Genomic DNA, 22,138 nt, shown 5'->3' on the forward strand with positions numbered 1-22,138 from the left:
CCTAAAAATGAATTCGCTGACCGTTAGATAGCCACTACTTATCGTTAAGTTTAATGTCGAGCTGATCTAACCCTAAGCCCTTACGTTCAGATAAATTTCCTTGGGCATCACTCGCACTGGCACTCTTTGTGCCTTCGGCATAAATACCAACAGGTTTTGGTAGATGAGGACTGCCCAAATCGTCTAAATGTACCAATTGAGGCTTAACAGCAAATTCAGAGCTTTCCCATGATTGCATCGCTTCATTGATACTCTGCCCGCCAAATTTTTGCCACACAGCCCCGCGTTCAATAATCTTATCCGGTGCGGCACATTCCACCGTACCGTCGGCAATACGAATATAACCACCGCCACTGGTTAAGATAATTTCCTTTTTAGCCTTGATGATGACTTTGCCATCATGACTACTGATGCTTAAATCTTTTAATGCATCTAATGATATTTCGTCGTGCTGAGCTTCTATGGAAATTTTACCTTGGTTAGCAAAGATTTTTATGCCTAATTTTTGAGCGAACAAGCTAATAATTTCACCTGCCGCAACCGTGAATTTTTTTGCAATACTAAAATCGGTACTTTTCTGTGCGGTTGCAATAATGTTTTCACCAGATGAAAGTTGAATACTTTTAGGTGAGGTATGTGCGATACCGTCTGGAGAAGAAACAAGCAACGCAGATTGTTTAAGTTCGTGAAGAGTGTCAGAGAGGAGATCTTTTTGAGTTTGTAAATCAGCCAGCTCAGCTTTTGCAACATTAGCCGCTTCTTTGAGAGATTCGGTTAACTGCTGGGCTTGTTTTAACTGGGCAACAGCTTCTTCCATCGCCAACACATCCCCACCGGCTTTATCCTGCTTATCGGTGGTAATAAACAACCCTTTCCCTGCACGAATCGCGCCCCAGCTGTCAGTACGTAGCTCAAAACCGTCACCGCGTTGTTCGCGTTCGGCGTTGACCAAATGCCCCAGGTTTAATTGGGTTTTTCCGCCATACTCGGTGCTGAGCTTAATATGCTCTTGCCCGCGTTTATCCTCCATGCGCAGTTTGTTATTCGCAGGCGTGCGGATCACATTGCGGGTGTTATTTTTATCCGTCACGTGGTCGGGATGGCGGGAATCATGCAGTGCGTGGGCGATATAAGGGCGATCTGGATCGCCCTCATGGAAGGCGATAGCGACTTCAGTGCCTTGAATCAGTGGGAAATGCATCCCATAAGTATCGCCGGCGTAAGGTTTCGCCAAACGCACGGGCATACTTTCATAGCCCTTGGTTTTATCATCACGATCCGCATCGAATTTGACCCAATAAAAGCCGTGTTCATTTTGGTGGGCATAAATATCGTGGTCTTTTGCGCTGGTGACGCGCGCCATTAATGTTCCCGCAATGACTGGGCGTGGTTTTAGAGCAGGGCGCCAGCACAGTGATTCCGTGTATGGCACGGCGTCAAAACGGACGGTTAGTGCTTTATCTCGGCTGGCGGTAAAGCGTAGGCGAGTAATTAGAATTGGCGATTTGAATACGCTGGGCAACGTCGAACTGAGCGGGTTATCTTGAATACTTAATACTAATAGAGGAGTAAGATCCGCAGCGCTACTTTCTCCGCGCAGCAAAGTCTGACGGGCTAAAAAGCGCTCGTGATCGAGTCTTGCCCAGAAGTTAGCGGTTTCAGTCTCAGGGCGAATTTTGTCCCCTCGGGTTAGGTGACGACCTTTATAGTGATAAACATCGCCGTAGTTAATTTTTTCGCCGTCACCGCGCGTCATATCCGCGACAGCGGAAATCAACGTATCTTCCGCCAGTCGATGGTTATAGTCTTTGGCAAAAACAGTGCTTTCAACCACTTGATGACGTAAAGATAATCCCCAAACACTGTCAACATGGTTATCGCTCAGCCCAGACGGGCTATTGAGTGGCAGCGTTTTGTCATACACATAGCCTCGTTGGCTGTCTGTAAAGTGGAGTACCTCGGTTTGGGTATCATCTTGTAAACCAAAGCGATAAAAAATACCCACTTCACTGAGTAAACGCTCAATAAATTGGCGGTCACTTTCGTTAATTTGGTTGATTTGTTCGCGCTTTGGGTACGCTTTGTCGAGATGAAATTCGAACTCCCAGCCTTTGAAATTATGTTCACGCAGAATTTGTTCAACCACATCAGGGATGGATTGGTTGATAAAGAAACGGTGGCTGCGAATTTGATGGCGGAGTAGCGCAAAAAAAGGCTCGATAACTAGCTGGTAGCGAGCTTCATCCGCAGAGCCAGAGAGACGACGGAAATCCGTCACTACGCCATGAACGCGCTTGGCAACGCTCGGATGAGTGGCAAGCCCCATTAAGTTACTTATCGGCGCACAAAAGGTCAGGCTGGCATTACGGCGCAATAATTGTTGAGCAGAAAGATCCTGGGTGGAACAGGTAAACGTAATTTGGTAGCGATAGGTATCGCTAGCTGCCTCACGCCCCGTAAAATGTTCAACATCCAGTAAATCTGAGCAGCCTTGCACTTCTAAGCGATAGCGGTTTTGACCTTGAAGGAGGTTTTTGGTTGTATCGAGTAGGCTCATAGATTTATCTCCTCAATATCACTGAAACTCAGGGTGATCCCGTCTTCTTCGCTATACCCCAACGTCAGGCTTTGCGCTTGCTGGTGGTTAGCTTGGCGCATCAGTAGTTGCTGGCTCAGTACCGGTAAAATCTGCTGGTTCAGCAGGCTGTCTATATTGCGGGCACCAGTGTCGGGTAATAAACAGGCGCTCACAAGAGTGTCATACAGCGCTTCTTCTATAATGCCTTCAAGCTTGTAGTGTGTGTAAAGACGCTTAATGACGCTACCCAGTTTCATTTCAACAATTTGGCGCAGAGCGACAGGACCTAATGGGCGATAAATTAGGGTTTGGAAACGTGCGAGTAAGGCTGGTTGGAAGTGTTCGCGCAATGTTGGGCGCAGCAGTTCTTGCAGCTCTCCGTCGGTAGACTCAGGGAACTCCTCGAGTTGCTGCATAAGCAAGTCACTGCCCAAGTTTGCCGTCATTAAGATCACGGTATTGCGAAAATCAATCTCACGACCTTCGCCATCGCGCATAAATCCACGGTCGAAAACTTGATAAAACAGGTTGAGCACATCGCGGTGGGCTTTTTCCACTTCATCGAGTAACACGACGCTGTATGGGCGCTTGCGAACGGCTTCCGTCAAAATCCCGCCTTGACCATACCCCACATAACCTGGAGGGGAGCCTTTTAATTGGCTGACGGTGTGGGCTTCTTGATATTCGGACATGTTGATGGTGATTAAGGATTTTTCGCCACCAAACAGGACATCAGCCAAGGCGAGAGCGGTTTCAGTTTTACCGATTCCGCTTGGCCCCACTAATAAAAATACCCCTTGAGGACCGTTTTCTGACGCCAGACCTGTACGTGCAGCACGTAACCGTTGTCCAAGTCCCAGTAATGGGCTTTCTTGACCGACTACGCGTTTACCTAGCGAGTCTTCTAACTCCAGCAGTTCGGTTTGTTCATCTTTTAATAGGCTGGATAATGGCACACCGGTCCAGTCGGCGATGACAGTAGCCACGGTTCTGACATCCACATCGGGGGTGATCAGCGGCTCATTTTGCTGAACGAGTTCTAACTGTGATTGGATATTGCTGACATCTTGGGATTGACGGCGCTGTTCTAAGAGCTCACTGATAAGATTTTTTTCTTGCTCAAAACGCTGTTCCAGTTCCGCCATTTGCAGGGCTAATTGCGCATCTTGAGTGACTAATTCGCTCAGCAGGGATTGGTTGGTGGTGTTGCCAATCGCCAAGTCATCAAGAATCGCTTGCTGTTCAAGTTCTAAGGCATTGCGCTTGGCTTTTAAACGAGTCAGTTCTTCAGGGAGCGTATCGAGGCTCATGCGAATTCGGGCGCTGGCCGTATCGAGTAAATCCACGGCTTTATCGGGGAGCTGACGACCGGTTAAGTAACGGCGAGATAAGGTGACGGCGGCTTTGACCGCATCATCGGTAATGTGAACGCCATGATATTTTGCGTAGCGCGGTTTTAGTCCACGTAGCATCAAGCAGGCTTTTTCATCGTCCGGCTCATCCACTTTGACCACTTGGAAGCGGCGCTCTAAGGCGGCATCACGCTCGAAATATTGCTTATATTCAGACCAAGTGGTTGCGGCAATCGTGCGTAATTCACCACGGGCAAGGGCGGGTTTGAGTAAGTTAGCGGCATCCGCGCCACCTGCTTGGTTGCCTGCGCCGATGATGGTATGTGCTTCATCGATAAATAATAGAATAGGGGTTGGAGATTGTTGTACGGCTTCAATCACGTTTTTTAAGCGCTGTTCAAATTCGCCTTTGACGCCAGCCCCCGCTTGTAGCAGCCCCAAATCTAAGGTTCTTAATGATGTGGTTTGCAGACTGACAGGAACGTTACCTTCAACGATACGCAGGGCTAAGCCTTCCACTAACGCCGTTTTCCCGACACCCGGTTCACCCACGAGAATGGGGTTATTTTTACGGCGACGAGACAGAATATCCACCATTTGACGGATTTCGTCATCACGTCCAAAGACGGGGTCAATCGCACCTTCGCGCGCTTTTTCGGTCACATCCACCGTAAATTTATTCAGCACGGTCAATAAGGCATCATTCAGTGTGTTACCGATGACATTCGGTGCAGGGGTTTCGCTAGAGGATTGAGCCTCAAGCGGCGCTTCCGCCGGTAAAGATTGATTATGTACCGCAAGTTGCTGAACTTCAGGGCGCTCATCGGATTGCGCATCAAGCATCGGTCTTAAGCGTTGTAATTGCGTGAGGCTTAAGGTCATTAATGGCCAAAGGGCATCGTTCGGAACTAAAGAGGGCTGCTTCACCATCGCGGCAAGAATATGCACACTGCGGATATGCTCGATATCTTCATCCAATGAGGCTATCACCCATGCGTTTTGAATTAAGTTTAGGAGTGATTTTGATAGCGAAGGGCGGCTATGAATAGAGCGGGGCAGGTTGTCGATTTCTGTTAACAGACTTTGCCATAGTGCAGAAATATCCCATTCATAGCGACGCGCTAACACAGTGATATCACTCTCTCCTAGCTCAAGTAGCTTGAGTAACCAATGTTCGATGGTGACCTCAGCATGGGCGCGTGTTTGGCACAAGGAAGCTGCTGCCTCTAGTGCATTAGCACAGAAAGGGTTTAGGCGACGCAATAACATAACTGAAGAATTTTCCATGTTCTCTCCCTAGATAATCTGGTGGATATCAATGTGTTTAGGCACGCTACCGCCCCTAACCGTTAACCGAGGTTCATAAGGTGATATTCGCGATGGGAATGCGCAGTTGAAAGCGCGTATAGCTTGTTTAATGGCAAAATGTGTTGTGTGTGAGTGAGATTGCGCAAGAGACGCAAGAAAAAAAGCAGACGCCGAAACGCCTGCTTATCTTAATTAAGCGGTAGCACGCTCATTCCAAGAATCGGAATGGATAATGTTGCCGTCTTTATATGTCCAAGTGATTTTTTCATAGCGCAGCTCAATCTCTTCGAGATGGTTGTGCTTCTCTTTACCTGGATCTTTGATGTCGTGCATTTTTGGAGCCACTTTCACGACTTTGACGTTTTCAAGTTTGGTGTTGAAATATTCGACTTCTTGTCCTGCGTCATCAATGCGATACCATTTGAATTCCGCTTCTTTCAAGGTTTGACCCGTGGTCACTGCCTTGTAAAGATAAGGGCTTGAAGCATCAATTTCTTTAACGAAAATGAATGGCGTATGGATACGAGTACCTGTTAATTTACCGGTATTGTTATCCGTTGGGATGTACAGGTTATGGTCTTGAGCAACCACTTCGATGCTGCCTTCACGGTCTTGTACGTCGACAGAACCTTTAATTTCAGCACCGCCATCATCTTTCAGCCATAAATAAACTGGAATAGCCATAACTACTTCTCCTTTTGTGTGGAATGTGTACCACCATCCATCGATGGTACGGTGTTGACGTCTGAGACCTGACAAGCTTCAGCTTGAGGTATCAAACGAATTTCTACGCGCCGATTTCGAGTGCGTCCGTCAGCGGTGCGGTTGTCGGCGACGGGGTTATTTTGCCCGTATCCCTGCACTGCAAAGCAGATTGGCGAGATATCACTGGTTTGGATCATCCAATCACGGACAGACTCTGCGCGTTTTAAAGACAGTGTTTGATTTAATTCAGGATTTCCGGTGTTATCGGTATAACCAGAAACCATAATTAACCAGCCGGGTTTGGCTTTAATGTTGAGCAAGGCATCGACTAATACTTTGGTCGCGCCCGTTTTGAGTGTGTATTGACCTACGTCGAATAGCGATAAGCTGTCTAGGGTGACCATCTGAGGAGCTGCGGGAGTAAGTGCAGGAATCTCAGGCGCGACGTCAGGTTGCGGTGGTGCCCAGCTACCGAGCAGCGTGTGCAAGTAAGGTAAAATTCTGTTTCCCTGATATAACGCTAAGGAATGAGACGTTGGAATGCCTTCTCGTTCCCAGCGCGCCAGCTCAGAAGCATCAGTTTGCAATTGCTGATATGCCGTCAGTTTTGGCGTAAGCGGGGTATCAGAGAGATGCAAGAAGCGGGTGACATCTTCGCCAATATGACGAATTAGTTGCTGATTATGGTGGTAGCTTCCGACCAATGCGCCCATCAGGAATACACCAAAAATGAGACCAATAGCGCCGAAGAGTTTTTCGGTACGGCTTAAGCTAATATCATGACGTAAACGACGTAACATCACATCCGGCAATGGCAGCAAGTCGGCTGTTTGTATGGATGGGAGTGATGGCAATGTGGTTTTTTCTTGGATAAATTGCTGCCATAAGTTGTTGGGTTGGCTTGTGATATCTATCCATTGAATGGCCCATGCTGAAGGGATTTGCTTTGGCGCTCCCGCTTGAGGCATTGTGAATTGAGGCACTAAAACTTGGTTTAGCCAGCTTTGTAAGGTATCTAGCCACAGAGAAAATTGCAGGCTCTGTTCTGACTGTCCAATCTGTGCTGGCAGCCAAGCAGAATAGGGCGCTGACATGGAGCCTTCTTGCTCTACCTGAAATTCAGTTTGGTGGCTGAGTAACGTCATCCAAGGGGTATGTTCATCATCAACATGCATAGCAGTATCAGCATGATAAGGTTTAGAAAGGTATACCGTTACCCAAAATGGCAATTTAGCACCGATTTTTTGACGACCTTCCCCAATAGCTCGACGCCAATTGAGTAGTGCTTGTGTCAGGGTTTCTTGCTGGGTAAGTTGCTCGGGCAAGACAACGTAAAGTAAGGATAAGTGCCCAGATAGCGAAGGGGCATATTCCACCAATGCGGCAATCAGTTTAACGAGATCCGTGGGCGCGGATACACGAATATACCAACCTTGATTTGTTTCTCGGTGTAATTGGTCATTGAGAAACAGTGCGTGGGATTGACCACAAACCAGAATAACAGGACCTTGATAGTTATCGGCAGGCAATGCGCCCGTATAATCATGCTCAGTGGAAAGCGTTTGTCGGCGCTGTTTATATTGCCAAAATAGCATCCCACCAGTGAGCGTCAACACTAAGACCGATACAAAGATAGTGACAGTCTGCCCTAGAGACCAAAATCCCCAGAGGAGCCACAGAAAAAGACCTGTAGCAAAAAGTGTCAGACACTGTTTGATTGGATTTTGCATGCCTATCCTTGAGTCATCCACTGTTGTAGTAAGTGTTCTAATGATGCACTGAAGCCCCACCACATTGCTGCCAATAGAAGAACGCCACCAATCCAACCAAACCAGTAAAGTCGACGGCGGCTAAAACGCAATTTAGGTTTTACGACAAGAGGTAAGTCTGACGAGATCAGATAATCAGGAAGTTGAACATTGAGCTGAGCCACAATGCGTTCACGTTCAGGCGCGTCTTTCTGGCGAAACTTTCCGACAAACCCGAGAGTGAGAACGCGGTGGAAACAGAGTAAAACATCAGGATTCGGAGCGGTTTCATTTAAAATACTGCGTAGGCGATCCCAAAGTTTATCTCCCGCTTCTAATGTATTGAAGTAGCGGGCTTGCAGAGGTGACTGTATCCATGTGTTATATCCATCATCTTGATGCTGGCGATTCATGACGCTTTCATCAATTAACGCACATTGGGCATATTGCATGTGTTCAATGGCGGGTTCTGGATAGCCATGCTCAAGGAGTTTTTGGCGTGTTTCATCGATCAACTGGCAAACGCGGCGGTAAAAACTCTCACCATGGGTGATGGCTGTACCTTGATGAAGTTGACAAACCATCAGCCAAGTTTGAGCAAAAATCATGTCAATCGTGTGGTGTGACGTTGTATTGTTCATGAGCGAAGTACCGCAAACAGCTCTAATTGAATATCACCTAATGTACTCGGGACGTAAAAGGCACATTGCCCTGAAGAGAGCATGGCTTGACCCGCAGGTGTTTCAATATCTAGCGCAAAATATTGATTTTCTAAGCGAAGTGGGACTGCGGTTGGAACATGGCTGAGCGGTTTCAATGGAATACCATTGAGTGCCACATTGACCACATCGGCAACATCATCACTACTGCCCGCTTTACATAGAAGAGGAAATTGAGCAATCAGCAAGTGTGCTGGCAAAGATGAGCGAACGGAGAGATAGAAATCCGCTTCTTCACGTAAACGACCATCATGAAGCTGACCTTTCCAGAAAGGACCCTCTTTGGCTAATTCAATACTGATAACACGTGAAGGTAAGCTGGCTTCAAGCAGCGTATTTAGTAAAGCAAAGAGTGGTGGGAAAACCTGCTCAGGGAGCTCATGTTTGTAGAGCGGAATATCTTCCAGTTTACTTTCTAAAGAGAAGGTTAATAAGCTCCCAGCTAAACGAGCAAGTTCCCGATAGAGTAATTCAGGATGACGATGCAATGCTTGACTGAGCTCGTTTAATACAGGCTCCGCGCTATTAAGTGAGTTTAATAGCCAAAATAATGAAACATCAGCAACCACAAAATCGGCCATTTTTTCATTACTTTCGCGGCGCAGAGCCATTAGTCGACGGCGTTTAGCGACTAAACGATGCATGAATTCAGATAGTAAAGAGCGTAATTCCAGACTTCCTTGACAGGCGAGCAAAGGGGGAATAAAACGGCTATCGAATTCCCATGCACCTTGCGCATTGCGGATCAGTCGCGCAACCGGGCATGTCATAAATGCTTCGTTCTCATCGTGGGCAAAACGTAGCGTTGCAGCATGGCGTAATACCGCAATATCCGTTTGCTCATGCCCGAGTAAGTCTTGCACTTTGACCCACTCTTGGCTAAATCGACGTGGACGATCGGTTCCCGTTTCAGGAACCAAGTTGCCGCCGTTGGCTAACATGAGAGGTAGTGCTAAAACGATATCTAATGACTGGCGATCTGCGTAGTCATTAAGGGATAGCACCGGAGGAAGCGTATCAGCCAGCGTCGTGTCAATAAGTGTGCCGTCGTGAAAGCGCACAATCATTTTTTGTGCGCTGACTCGAGAGAGAGTTAAAGCACTGGCATCAAACTCAGTGCTAATCACACCCCACGTTGAGGCAATGCCCATTTGAGCAACGACTTCAGCAACATGACTATCCCAACGGGCTTGTTGTTGAAATTGTTGGGGGGCCAAAAAGGCCCCGTCTGTCCATAGGGGACGGTAGATTTTCATCCTGAATGACCTTTACTAACCGTTAGGCTTTGGCTTTAGGCATTTGTGAAACTAACGATAAATCCACATCCATACCTTCGACTTGGAAGTGTGGAACGGCATACAGTTTCACACGGAAGAAGCCAGGGTTATCTTCGATATCTTCAACAACCACTTTTGCATCGCGAAGTGGGTGAGAGGCTTGTAAATCATCACCTGGATCGGTCATTTCAGTCACTAAGCCACGAACCCAGTTGTTGAGTTCTAATTCAAGTAAGCGTCTGTCTTTGGTGGTACCAATGTTTTCGCGTTGAATCAGTTTCAAGTAATGGGCGATGCGAGACAGCAAGAAAATGTAAGGTAAACGGGCGTTGATACGGCTGTTAGCCGTTGCATCTGCTGTGTCATATAACGCAGGCTTTTGTGCTGAGTTAGCGGAGAAGAAACAGGAATAATCGCGGTTTTTGTAGTAAGACAGTGGGATAAAACCAAGATTCGCGAATTCAAATTCACGTGTTTCTGGGATCATGACTTCAGATGGGATTTTCACCTGACTGCCAGTCCCTAAATCGAATAAATGGATTGGTAAATCCTTGACGGCACCACCTGCTTGAGGTCCGCGAATTTGGACACACCAGCCATTGTTGATAAAGCTTTTTACCATGTTTGCAGCAAAGGCAAATGTGGCATTCGTCCACAGGTATTTTTCGTGATCTGGACCTTTCACTTCTTCAACGTAATTGAAGCTACGAACAGGAATTGTATCTGGACCGTATGGCAGACGACCAAGCACACGAGGCATGGTTAAACCAATATAACGCGCATCATCAGAGTCACGGAAGGATTTCCACTTAATGTACTCAGCGCGGTCAAAATAGTTACCAATATCTTTGATTGCCGCGACTTCTTCCATGGTTTCTTTGCCGAAGAATTTAGGTCCCACGGAGCCAATAAATGGCATATGAGCTGATGCAGAGACTTTAGAGATACTGCGTAATAAGGCGATATCTTGTGGGCTACGATCAAATTCATAGTTAGAGATCATCGCTGCAATAGGTTCACCGCCTGGGGTGTCATATTCCGCAATGTAGGTATGGTGGTAAAGACCACTTTGGATGATTTCAGGACTATCTTCGAAATCTTGTCGCAAATCATCTTTGGCGATATCAAGTAATTCAATTTTGACGTTTTGACGAAAATCGGTGCGATCAACGAGGAATTTTAAACCACGCCAAGTGGATTCGACTTTTTGGAAGTCTTGATGGTGCATCACTTCGTCAAGTTGTTGGCTGATTTGCTTATCAAGTTCAGCAATATGATGATCAAGCAGGTTGCGGTCTAAGCGCTCGACTTTTTGACCGGATGATTTTAAGCGGTCTAAAAAGACTTGAACAGCGACGGTGACACGCTCGTCAGCTGTTGCATCCGCTAGCGCAGCGTTATCTTGAAACGCATTAATATCACTGATTGATGCGACTGGCGTTAAATTGATTTTTTCAAATAATGAAGCATAAACACCGTGATTAGAGGTGTCGTCAAGTACAGTGGTTGCACCTTGGGTTGATTCAGTTTTTACAGACATCAGCATAATCCTTTAGTAATCCAAATTAATCTTTCTTCGGTGCCAGTTGAGCTAGCTCTTCGCGAAGTTCATCACTGAGTTCTGGATCCTTAAGGATGTTTTCCAATTCACGGCGGAACGTTGCGTTATCGAGGAGATTAGATTTCAGGTCGCGCAGCAGATTACGCATCGCTAACATTGCGCGCAGTTGTGGGATTTGGCGGGCGACTTGCTCAGGTTCAAAATCCTTCATATTTTTGAAAGAGAGATTGACACTTTCTTCGCTTCCATCGCCAGCAAGGGTATTTTTTACGGTTAAGTTGATTGTCGGTGTGAATTCACTGAGGACGCTATCAAAGTTATTTTTATTGATATTCACTTTTTCACGTTCAGATAATGCGCGGTTGTCTTGTCCATTACTGTAATCACCAACGGCTAGTAACTTAAGTGGCAACTCCACTTTTTTTTGTGCACCACCCGTGTGCAAGTCTAATTTGATATTAACCCGTGCCTTAGGCACTTCATTTTGGAAGCTATCTGACATTTTAGGGGTCCTTTAGTGGTATTACTCGCTTTAAATTCGAATTATTGGTAAATGAAAAATATTGTTTTTTGATAATTTGGCTTAAATCAGATCGCTATTTTATATACCTTATTGGTAATAGATCAAGGATTCTAATGGATGTTTTTTGTTTCTGCATTTTTGGGTAGGTGTTTTTACTTGTTTTTTTCTATTGAAATAATAAAAAAACATTCAAAATCAACGATATTAAATATTTCCACCGTTGTGGGTGATAGGGGGATATGAATATTTGGTAGGTGAAAACAAGGATGATTATTAAGAAAAATAGAATATATTAATATTTCTACACATATAGAGAGTGGTGTGGGTGGGCAATATAGATGAAATGCTACTTATGGAGTTATTTCTATTTTTTAATATAAACTGTTAATTAAAGCTAAAAATAAAGTGTAAAAAAGTGTGTATTGAATATAAATACGCTCAGAGTTTAATTTAAGCATAATGGATAATTATCCTAAATTAATATTGTTTCTTGAAATTTATTTCGTAAAAATTTAAAAATTATATTTTCAGTTCTAGGTATTGTATAAAATTCAGATAATTTTCTTTTGAATCAAAAGCGCGTTTAGGGAAAATTAAGGCGCTGGTTCTATCAATAAATAGATAATGAGCATCACCATTTTGTTTGATAAATCGCATCGAATTCCAATTAAAGTGCACTACCCCATAAACGCTTTTTATGTGTAATCCATTTTCATCAGCCATAAATGTTTTCTCACAGAAAGTTGCACTATCTGTGTCAGGAGTTGCGTTGCTCAATTTCTTAAAAAGACGGACTGCAAAGATCGCGTAAAGCAATATAGCCATTAGGAGAGAGACAGCAAACTGCTCGGGGTTAAAGTTAATATTCCACTGTTGAAGTAGAGTGAATGCACCTGCCATGAGGATAAAAAAAACCAGATAAAGCAGAATGTAGGTGATTAGGTTGCGGCTTGCAGGGAAGAAGTAATTATTTTTGTAGCAATAGCGGCTATAAGCCATAAATTCTTGACGAGTGAGTTCAATGGTGACAGAGAGAGGCATGATGTATCTCAACAAAAGATGAAAGAGTGGCAGTTATTATTTCGTTAAAAACACAATTTGGCTATCAGAGAATGGTTAAATAACATGAGGTTGATAGAACAAAAAACCAACCGTAATAGGTTGGTTTCTGTGAGGATTTGGTCGGCACGAGAGGATTTGAACCTCCGACCCCGGACACCCCATGACCGTGCGCTACCAAGCTGCGCTACGTGCCGATATATTTGATGCATTCCTGTTACTGTAAGGAAAAATGCCAAAAATATACTACCTAAAACAGAGATGAAATCAAGAGGCACACTTGATGACTGATTGAAATTTAAACACTAATTTTCATTGAAGCGTTTAAGTTCAGTAAATATTTTTAGCAGTTCAGCAAGATCTGGCTTGTCATCTGTTTGTTCACGACCTTGAAGATCATAGATATTAAATTGTCCGTTATGATCCATATACATGGTTGCATTGTTGGTGGTAATCACCACATCGCTTTTATCGCCAGTGATAATCCATGGGTAGGTTCGTTGAGCACTAAATAAGTCTTCACCTTGGCTGTAATCATCAGGCTGATTATTGACATGCAGTACACGTTGCATGATGGTGGTCATCACGTCTTGATGACTGGTTAGTTTATCAATTTGTTGTGCTGGCGTATTTGGCCAGTAGATAAATAACGGCACCTGCATGTTATCGCGGTTAAAGTGTTTTTTATTGATCCAATCAGTATCTTGAGCACCCTGACTATTGTAGTTAGCCGTGATAACGACAATGGTATTGTTAAGCTTATTTTGGCTCTTCAGCGTTTCAATCACTTGGTTAATTTGGTTGTCTGTTTGGCGACTGCCTGGGCTTCCTTTGATATTCAAGAAGGAGAACCAAGGAGAACCGTGCTTCACATTATCCAGCCATAAATGCCATTGCTCTATGGTCTGCTTATCACTGTCTGCTGCTTTTGTCGGCAATGAATAATCAGACAAAATAGCTTGGCGGAAAAGTGGTGAACTAAATCCATCAGTTGAGAACAGACCAAATTGGTAACCTTGATGCTGCAACGCTTCGACCAGCACAGAAGGGTGGCGCCCATTAAGAATATTATCAATGTAACTGGATGAGATCCCGTAGAACAACCCAAATAGGGCGGTATCATTACGCAACCCAGATGTATAGTGATTGGTAAACTGCGTGCTGATGTCTTTGAATTCTTTCAACGAACTCATTTGGCTTTGCTGAGAAACATCACCTAAATCATCGACAACCAATAAGAGTAAATTATAACCGGTACCTTGGTCTTGGTAACTGAGGGGTTTTAATGGATATTGGAGTTTCAGTGCGGTTGGGCTACCTTGCTGGAACACCCGATTTTGGTGCGCCGTGAGATCAAGCAAACCATATTTATCCAACAACTTACGAGCGGTTAGTGGCTGAGATAAAGGATAATTGTAACGTTGCATGGTGATTGGGCGATAAAAGTTCGCGTCTGCCCATGCATACATTAGGTGTGTCATCACGAAAGCCGCAATGAATACCGCTGCCAGTGGTCGACCAAAGGTTTGGCGGCTTAGGCTACGTAATTTTTGCCAACTCCATGTTGCAAATAGCATTTCAACAAGGAATATGATGGGAATACTGATAAACATCAATTGCCATTCACGCGTCATTTCTCCCTTCGCAGGGTTTATGACTAAATCCCATACTTGTGGCGTAAGGTGCAGACCGAATTGGCTAAAAACACGTATATCAAAGAGTAATAAGGTGAGACCCGCAGTCGCGAGTGCAACGCAAATGACCCTCAGCAATCGCTGAGACATGACAATAAAGGTCAGCGGAAAGATGATTAGCAAGTAGGTGGCAAAGACCACAAAGCTGAAATGACCTAACCAGCTGACAAACGCATAAACGCGACCAGCTAGGGTATCTGGCCAGTCAAAAATAAACAGATAGCTGCTACTTAGCAAAAGGCAAAGTAGTATATTAAAAAGTGCAAACCAGTGCCCCCAACCAATCATGTTGGAGACTTTATCACGGTAGCGCTGATGGGTGACCATGCTGTTTATTTATCAACCAAATTAGTGTGATTTATCTTCTTTTACAGAAGAAAGTAATGCATTGGCAAAGGATTCTGCAATCATTTTACGTTGTGCCGGAGGGACAGACGTATTGAGCAGATTGGTAACCATATTACCGAGTACCATTAATGATAAATCAACTGGAGTATGGTTTTTTTCTAACACACTAACAAGGTCAGACAGTAAACCTTCAACTTTTTCATCACTATAGCGAGATGATTGTGGCATAAATTGTGACATCCTAAATTAATGAAAGCTCCATATGATAGCCCATTGTGGGTGACTTTTCTTCTTTCTTTAAACAAATTTTCGTTTAATTGATAATAATGTTTATTTAGATCGCCGAAGTGGATAATAGTTCGCCATAAAAGACACAAAAAAATGGCAAACGATAGTTTCAGTTGCAGACAAATACTAACAGTGTTTGAATACGCGACATTATTTCTGCTAGTGAAAGGAGCCAACAATGAGTCTGGAAATTACCCAGATAGCGTTACACCAGTTGATTAAACGAGATGAACAGACCTTAGAAGTCATGTTACGTGATTCGTTATTAGCGACAGACAATGTTGTGCAAGACATGATGGCAGAATTACATCGTGTATACAGTGCGAAAAGTAAGGCATTCGGTGAGTTTAATGAAGAAAGTGAGCTTGCCGAAGCATTGACATTACTCCGTAAAGGTGAAGAAGAGTTTTTAGGTTTTAGCCGTGCGATGACCGTTCGCTTGAAGGATGAGCTTGCAAAGTATCCTTTTGCAGAAGGGGGGATTGTCCTTTTGTGCCAATATCGCTATTTGGCGGTGGAATATCTTCTCATTGCGGTCCTGAATAGTTGCGATAGCATGTTTGTTACGGAATCTCTCGACTTAGGAACGACACATTACTTAGATATTCCTCATGCAGATATCGTGGCGCGTATTGATTTGACTGAGTGGGAAACTAATCCGGAATCTAAACGTTACCTAACTTTCCTGAAAGGGCGAGTAGGGCGCAAAGTTTCTGATTTCTTTATGGACTTTTTAGCAGCGTCTGAAGGTCTGAATGCGAAAGTGCAAAATAAAGGGTTGGTCCAAGCATTAGACGATTTTTGCGATAATGCACAAATGGATAAAAACACACGTCAGGCTTATCGTCAGCAAGTTCATAGCTATTGTAGTGAGCAATTACAATCAGGCGAGGAAATTGAACTAAAAGCGCTTTCAAAAGAGCTACCGATGGTAGAGGAGCAAAGTTTTGAAGATTTTACGCGCCAAAATGATTACCAACTGGAAGAGAGCTTCCCAGCAGATCGCGGGACGTTGAAACAATTAACGAAATTTTCAGGAAGTGGTGGTGGAATCACCATTAGTTTCGATGCGATGTTAATGGGGGAGCGTATTTTTTGGGATCCGGTGACGGACACATTAACTATCCGTGGTACTCCACCAAATTTACGTGACCAGTTGCAACGTCGTGGCAATAAATAGTGAACGCTAAATTTCAGTAAAAATCGTGTGTTAGAAATTTTACGTTAGATATAAATAACGCCGCAATTGCGGCGTTATTTACTCGGCGTCCCGAAAAAACTTTAAAGCTCGGCTATGGGCTTAATTAAGCGCGCAGGAAGTCAATGTGCGTCACTTTTGGCTTAAATGGGTGACGTTGAACAGCCTGAACTTTTACTTTAGTTTCTTTACCATCGATAACCAGAGTCAGAACTTCGTAAAATTCTGCTTTGCTTTCTTGGTTAATGATTTCATCGTGGTTCAGAGTTACAGAGATAGCTTCTTGGTTGCCACCGTAAACGATAGCTGGCAGTTGGTTAGCTCTGCGCAGGCGGCGGCTCGCACCCTTACCCTGCTCTTTACGTTCAATTGCATTAATAGTTAACATTACAATTTCTCTATAAAAGAAAAAATAAAAATCCTGCTACAGGCGACCCAGCAGCAGGTTCGAGATTTGGCCTCGTAACATCATTTCGCTATCGCGAGACATATAAAGGCGGGCAGCATTTTAACGAAAAAACGGTGGGTGGGCAATCATTAAGATCATTATCTTTCTGATTGGGCATGGTTTATCCGCCAATAACCATTTATTTTTATATTAAGCTAAAGGGGCAGCAAGACGAAAGCGTCCCTGATAATCAAAGATTTTCTCTCTGATTTCCCAATAACTTTCTTTTTTACGAGCGACAATAAATTGCGGGTAACGTAATAACATTTTCTGCGAAATGATGTCATTGGCATTCTTCCAATGAAAAGGAACTCCGGGTGCTCGGTAGTGTTCTCGTAAAAATCGAAATTCAAAAGCGCGTTTTTGGGCTGCCGTGGTCAAGCGAAAACGTTCAGATACCGATGTGCCATCTTCATCATAATAGGCTATTTTTATCCACTCGCCTTTTTGATCGGCTCCTGAAGTGAGTTCCATTCCTCCACAGCGTAAAATTAATGCGTCTTTAAGGCGTAGGGCTGCCTTGAGCATATCATCAGGATCAGTAAGCACTTCTTGGCATTTATGGCATCGTCGTGCTGCAATGTCATTTTCCGCTCCGCAGTGGGGGCACTGTTTAAATCGAAATCTGAATTCACATTGCTGTTTATGCCCTTGTTCATTTTCTTCCCAGCCTTGGCAACGACGTCCATAATGCTCGATGATTTGCCCATCAGAGGTGCATTTTCCCCAAAAAATATTTGCAAATTGACATAGCGGACAGAAGACTTGGACAGGAACGCTGGTGGAATTGGGTTTGCTGCTGCCGACTTCTGGACGGAAAAGGTCATGGGGGTTACCCGCATAATCTAAAATTAGGCACTGTTTTTTCCCCTCGCTCAAACGCAAACCTCGTCCAACGATTTGTTGATATAAACTGACGGACTCTGTTGGGCGTAAGATTGCAATCAGATCAACATGGGGGGCATCGAAGCCAGTAGTGAGTACGGAAACGTTGACAAGATAATGTAATTGTTTGCTTTTAAATTGTTGAATAATCGCTTGTCGCTCAGAAGATGGCGTTTCTGCGGTGACTAATGCAGCCGTGTTTTTAGGTAAATAACTCAAAATTTCTTTGGCATGTTCTACCGTGGCAGCAAATATCATGCATCCTTGGAGTGGCGATGCGTATTCAATGATCTGATTAACGATTTTAGGCGTAATTCGCTGCTGTTTTTTCAGTGATAAATTCAGTTCTTGTTCGCTAAAAATCCCCGATTGATTGACTGAAATTTGGCTAAAGTCATACTGTAAAACAGGCATGTCTAGCCGTTCAGGAGGAACCAGAAACTGGTGTTTAATCATGTAATGCAAGGGGAGTTCATAGATACAGTCTCGGAAGAAACAGTGTTCATCACCTTTCACCATTCCGTGGTAGTGATATTGGTAAATCCAGCCATGCCCTAGGCGGTAAGGGGTGGCAGTTAAACCAAGAATGCGTAATGCCGCGTTATGCTTCTGTAAATTTTGGATAATTTGATGATACTGACTTTTTTCGTTTAGGCTGATGCGATGACACTCATCGATAATCACAAGCGAAAATTTGTCATCAAAGTGATTCAGGTTACGTGCGACTGACTGAACACTCCCAAAAACGACTTTACTGTGCGACTCTTTACGATTTAATCCGGCTGCAAAAATGTCCGCCTCTAATCCATAAGTCAGATACTTAGCATGATTTTGTTCGACTAACTCTTTTACGTGCGCTAAAACGAGTACGCGTCCTCTTGCCAATCTTGCGAGTTCTGCGATAACTAAGCTTTTTCCCGCTCCTGTAGGCAATACAATGACTGCCGGTTCAGTGTGGCGACGAAAGTGCGCAATGGTAGCGTCAACGGCTTCTTGTTGATAAGGACGCAGTGTAAATGTTGGTGAGGCAGCAGGCATATGGGTTAGTTTTTTCTAAAAAGTCAGATTATTAATGTTAAATTTAAGTTAATTCCGTGGCTAGGTCTAAATTTAAGAGTTACCTTTGCCGCGCTATCACTTACAAGGGGTTATTGATATAATAAATTATGTGATAGTAATCACAGCAATCCATCTTTCTACCCATGACAGCGTGATCTATTGTACCTCTCGCTGACATTCCATCAAGTTAAGAGAATCTATGCGACTGGATAAATTTTTGTCCCAGCAACTAGGGATAAGCCGGAGTTTGGTGGCGCGTGAGCTGCGTGCCGGTAATGTCACGGTTGACGACGAAGTAGTGAAATCAGGTTCAATGCAAGTTGGTCTCGATAATGAAGTCGCCTATGACGGTAATGTATTAGTGCAAGTTACGGGACCGCGCTATTTTATGCTTAATAAACCGGAAGGTTATGTCTGTTCTACTGATGATCCAACGCATCCGACAATCCTCTATTTTATTGATGAACCTATAGCACAAAATTTACATGCAGCGGGTCGTTTAGATATTGATACGACTGGGTTAGTTCTCTTAACTGATGATGGTCAATGGTCTCATCGAATCACATCACCTAAACACCATTGTGAAAAAACGTATCGTGTTCAACTCAGTGAAGATATTGCTGATGATGTCACAATTCAATTTGAGCAAGGTGTCATGTTAAACGGTGAAAAATCACCAACAAAACCCGCGCAATTGGAGATTATTTCTCCGCGAGAAGTGTTGTTGACCATCAGTGAAGGGCGTTATCACCAAGTTAAACGCATGTTTGCGGCTGTTGGGAATCATGTGTGTGGTTTGCACCGTGAGAGAGTGGGGGAGATCCACTTAGATGAACAGTTAGAACCTGGGGAATACCGTCCACTGACTGAAGCAGAGATTAAGAGTATCACTGTCCCCCGAAAATGATGTCATAACAGGAGTAAATAAGTGCAACAACAGCGTTCATCCTATCTGGGGCTGATTTTAATTTTAGGTTTGCTATCAATGCTAATGCCATTAGCGATTGATATGTATTTACCGAGTTTCCCTGCAATGACAGGGTACTTCAATGTAGATGAAGGGCGCATTCAAATGACCCTAAACAGCTACATTTTTGGTTTTGCAATTGGTCAATTATTTTATGGTCCAATGGCGGATAGTTTAGGGCGCAAACCTGTCATTTTGGGGGGGGTGATTGTCTTCGCATTAGCCTCCGCGGCTTGTGCGGTTGCGGAATCTATCGATACTTTTATTTGGCTGCGCTTCCTACATGGATTTGCTGCTGCGGCTGCCAGTGTGGTGATCAATGCGTTAATGCGAGATATGTTTACGAAAGACGAGTTTTCCAGAAGCATGTCTTTCGTCGTGTTAGTCATGACGATTGCGCCTTTGATGGCTCCTATCATGGGCGGCGAAATGATGCGTTGGTTCTCATGGCATGCCATCTTTTGGAGTATTGCTCTCGCTGCGGTGATTGCCGTGGTGCTGGTCAGCTTATTTATTCGCGAAACGTTGCCTGTTGAGAAACGCCAAAAATTTCATATTGGCACTACATTGCGCCAATTTGCGACGCTGTTTAGAGCGCGTCAAGTGTTGTTCTATATTTTGGCCAGTTCATTTTCGTTTTCCGGTATGTTCTCTTTCTTAAATGCGGGCTCATTTGTTTATATTGACCTTAACGGTGTATCGCCACAACATTTTGGTTATTATTTTGGCATTAATATTGTCTTCTTATTTATTATGACGACGATTAATGGCAAGTTTGTGAGGCAGTTCGGTGCCGAGCGGATGTTGTATTTTGGGATCATTGTTCAGTTCGTGATGGGAATTTGGTTATTAACGACGACAGCCTTGAATATGGATTTCTGGACGCTAGTCATCGGGGTTGCGATTTATGTCAGTGGGATTGCGATGATCACATCAAATTCCATGGCGGTTATCCTAGATAACTATCCACATATTGCTGGAACTGTTTCCTCTTTAGCTGGGACTATTCGTTTCTCTATTGGGGCATTGGTCGGAACCGTATTGTCGATGATCCCTGCAAAAAATGCATGGCCGATGGTGGGGTCGATGGTGGGATGTGTTGCGCTTTCAATGTTATTTGTATTATTAGCGAAAAGAGCAAAATAACATCACATATTTTATATCAGTTTCAAGGATGAAACTGTTTAGCTAATTAGTTCCTCTCCTTTATTTATACCATTCTAATTTATACCTCGAATATATCATTCATAATACCTATAGACTAACCTGTAATAAAGTTCGTTAAAACCGATTTGTTTCTGAGTGAAACTAAGGTTCTTATCAAAAAATGATCCATATCAATTATCTTAAGTGGAATGTTTGTTAAATTTCTGTTTTGTGAATTGGCTGAAATGATCCTGTTATTTATTCTTTATTAGCGAATGTGAGCTTAAAAAAACGGTAATTGTTAATTTATTTAAACAATGAAGTAAAAAATAAATGGGTTTATTGCGCTTTATTTTGAGTGTCTGTCTCAAAATTTGTTTAAAAATTAACTTTTTTGTCAAAAAAATTCGTATGCAATGATGTGTGTCACAAAAATTTAACGACATGCTACTTTTTTAATGTTATATTTAAGTTCTTACTTTTAACAATCACGTTACTTTTTTAATGCGTTAAAAGTTCGGTTTGAACGAGGATTTCTTTAAGGCATATGTAGCTCTATTCACTCTCTAATGTAGAGAGAGATACAAGGAAGGGGACGGTGTCTCTTGGGGAGTTTCAGTATCTAAAAGAATCGATATTCATGGCGTGAAATGTAAATTGAACAGCAAACTCGCTAGTCGGTTTACTTGGCAAAATGATGACATGTTTTAATAGGAAATTTTTGTGGAAAAATTAGGTCTTTCGGTGGTGCACAGGCTACCGCAAAGCTACCGCTGGTTATCAGGAAAAGTAGGTACCGATGTTGAGGTAGTCCCTATGAATGATCTGAATAGCGATAAGCTGGTGGGGCTAAAATTACTCAGCCATGACTGTGCAACAGATTGTATTGCAATGAAGCAGCTGTCCGAGTCGCTATCAGAAATGCAAATCGACAATGCTATTTTGGAATGGCAAAAAGAGATGTGTTTATTTATTCGAGCAAGTGATGAATTAACGGCAATGTGTCGTTTGAAGGCATCCGGTGTTGCGATAGCAGAAATGGCATCTGGCTTTTATTGTGCGTAGTACCATTAATGCATAGCCGCGATGGTCTTTGAAGTTTGTGGTAAAACGTAAAGTTTGAAATAAAGAGAGTGAGTGTTATTGAGTTAGGTAACGTCTCGACTCTTTTGACGAACGTGCAGCAAACAAACATTCAATAAACAGTCATATCATTTTAAGGTCGGCATATTATTTGTGACCAATAAAAAAAAAGACTTACCAGTTTAGAGCCTG

Annotated in this window: 17 protein-coding genes and 1 tRNA gene; 4 read left to right on the top strand and 14 right to left on the bottom strand. The window is 43.6% G+C overall.

Features of this window, described 5'->3' with window-relative positions; genetic code table 11:
• Window positions 1-34: 34 nt before the first annotated feature.
• From PROVALCAL_RS16180 to PROVALCAL_RS16235, 12 genes are all read right to left on the bottom strand, one after another.
• Window positions 35-2,557, bottom strand: a complete 2,523-nt coding sequence (locus PROVALCAL_RS16180) for a type VI secretion system Vgr family protein (protein WP_006660407.1) — start codon at window positions 2,555-2,557, stop codon at window positions 35-37.
• Window positions 2,554-5,217: a type VI secretion system ATPase TssH gene (tssH, locus tag PROVALCAL_RS16185; protein ID WP_006660408.1), complete on the bottom strand. Its 2,664-nt coding sequence runs from the start codon at window positions 5,215-5,217 to the stop codon at window positions 2,554-2,556. Before tssH ends, PROVALCAL_RS16180 begins: the two co-directional genes overlap by 4 nt.
• A gap of 213 nt (window positions 5,218-5,430) precedes the next feature.
• Window positions 5,431-5,922 (bottom strand): Hcp family type VI secretion system effector, encoded by a 492-nt coding sequence (locus PROVALCAL_RS16190; RefSeq protein WP_006660409.1) that lies wholly within the window; start codon window positions 5,920-5,922, stop codon window positions 5,431-5,433.
• Window positions 5,923-5,924: 2 nt separating this feature from the next.
• Complete coding sequence (locus tag PROVALCAL_RS16195) at window positions 5,925-7,673, bottom strand: OmpA family protein (RefSeq protein WP_006660410.1); 1,749 nt, start codon at window positions 7,671-7,673, stop codon at window positions 5,925-5,927.
• A gap of 2 nt (window positions 7,674-7,675) precedes the next feature.
• Complete coding sequence (gene tssL / locus PROVALCAL_RS16200) at window positions 7,676-8,332, bottom strand: type VI secretion system protein TssL, short form (RefSeq protein WP_006660411.1); 657 nt, start codon at window positions 8,330-8,332, stop codon at window positions 7,676-7,678.
• Entirely contained in the window at window positions 8,329-9,666 is a 1,338-nt protein-coding gene (gene tssK, locus PROVALCAL_RS16205; RefSeq protein ID WP_006660412.1) for a type VI secretion system baseplate subunit TssK, read from the bottom strand. Before tssK ends, tssL begins: the two co-directional genes overlap by 4 nt.
• A gap of 22 nt (window positions 9,667-9,688) precedes the next feature.
• On the bottom strand, window positions 9,689-11,233 hold the full coding sequence (gene tssC, locus PROVALCAL_RS16210) for a type VI secretion system contractile sheath large subunit (protein ID WP_006660413.1): 1,545 nt from the start codon (window positions 11,231-11,233) through the stop codon (window positions 9,689-9,691).
• Between the two features lie 19 nt (window positions 11,234-11,252).
• A complete protein-coding gene (gene tssB, locus PROVALCAL_RS16215) occupies window positions 11,253-11,750 on the bottom strand; it encodes a type VI secretion system contractile sheath small subunit (protein ID WP_006660414.1) in 498 nt (165 codons plus the stop codon).
• 540 nt (window positions 11,751-12,290) lie between these two features.
• Window positions 12,291-12,770, bottom strand: coding sequence for a YcxB family protein (locus tag PROVALCAL_RS16220; protein ID WP_226890311.1), 480 nt, complete (start codon window positions 12,768-12,770; stop codon window positions 12,291-12,293).
• 180 nt (window positions 12,771-12,950) lie between these two features.
• Window positions 12,951-13,027, bottom strand: a tRNA-Pro gene (locus PROVALCAL_RS16225).
• A 108-nt stretch (window positions 13,028-13,135) separates the two neighbouring features.
• Window positions 13,136-14,851 (bottom strand): LPS biosynthesis-modulating metalloenzyme YejM, encoded by a 1,716-nt coding sequence (gene yejM, locus PROVALCAL_RS16230; RefSeq protein ID WP_036966059.1) that lies wholly within the window; start codon window positions 14,849-14,851, stop codon window positions 13,136-13,138.
• 21 nt (window positions 14,852-14,872) lie between these two features.
• Complete coding sequence (locus PROVALCAL_RS16235) at window positions 14,873-15,100, bottom strand: YejL family protein (RefSeq protein ID WP_006661415.1); 228 nt, start codon at window positions 15,098-15,100, stop codon at window positions 14,873-14,875.
• 238 nt (window positions 15,101-15,338) lie between these two features.
• On the opposite strand from PROVALCAL_RS16235, the gene yejK reads away from it, so the two are divergent.
• Entirely contained in the window at window positions 15,339-16,340 is a 1,002-nt protein-coding gene (yejK, locus tag PROVALCAL_RS16240) for a nucleoid-associated protein YejK (protein ID WP_006660419.1), read from the top strand.
• Between the two features lie 124 nt (window positions 16,341-16,464).
• On the opposite strand, the gene rplY is transcribed toward yejK, so the two are convergent.
• Together rplY and radD are read right to left on the bottom strand one after the other, a co-directional pair.
• The gene (rplY, locus tag PROVALCAL_RS16245; RefSeq protein ID WP_006660420.1) at window positions 16,465-16,746 is read right to left on the bottom strand and encodes a 50S ribosomal protein L25; all 282 of its coding nucleotides are present in this window, start codon (window positions 16,744-16,746) and stop codon (window positions 16,465-16,467) included.
• Window positions 16,747-16,956: 210 nt separating this feature from the next.
• Window positions 16,957-18,729 (bottom strand): DNA repair helicase RadD, encoded by a 1,773-nt coding sequence (gene radD / locus PROVALCAL_RS16250; protein WP_006660421.1) that lies wholly within the window; start codon window positions 18,727-18,729, stop codon window positions 16,957-16,959.
• Between the two features lie 220 nt (window positions 18,730-18,949).
• Between radD and rsuA the strand changes: the two genes are divergently transcribed.
• The 3 genes from rsuA (at window position 18,950) to PROVALCAL_RS16265 (ending at window position 21,928) form a co-directional block, all read left to right on the top strand.
• The gene (gene rsuA / locus PROVALCAL_RS16255; protein WP_006660422.1) at window positions 18,950-19,657 is read left to right on the top strand and encodes a 16S rRNA pseudouridine(516) synthase RsuA; all 708 of its coding nucleotides are present in this window, start codon (window positions 18,950-18,952) and stop codon (window positions 19,655-19,657) included.
• Window positions 19,658-19,678: 21 nt separating this feature from the next.
• Window positions 19,679-20,863, top strand: coding sequence for a Bcr/CflA family multidrug efflux MFS transporter (locus PROVALCAL_RS16260; RefSeq protein WP_036961267.1), 1,185 nt, complete (start codon window positions 19,679-19,681; stop codon window positions 20,861-20,863).
• Between the two features lie 723 nt (window positions 20,864-21,586).
• The gene (locus PROVALCAL_RS16265) at window positions 21,587-21,928 is read left to right on the top strand and encodes a YejG family protein (protein ID WP_006660424.1); all 342 of its coding nucleotides are present in this window, start codon (window positions 21,587-21,589) and stop codon (window positions 21,926-21,928) included.
• Window positions 21,929-22,138 lie beyond the last annotated feature (210 nt).

The sequence above is a fragment of the Providencia alcalifaciens DSM 30120 genome (assembly GCF_000173415.1).
GTDB lineage: Bacteria > Pseudomonadota > Gammaproteobacteria > Enterobacterales > Enterobacteriaceae > Providencia > Providencia alcalifaciens.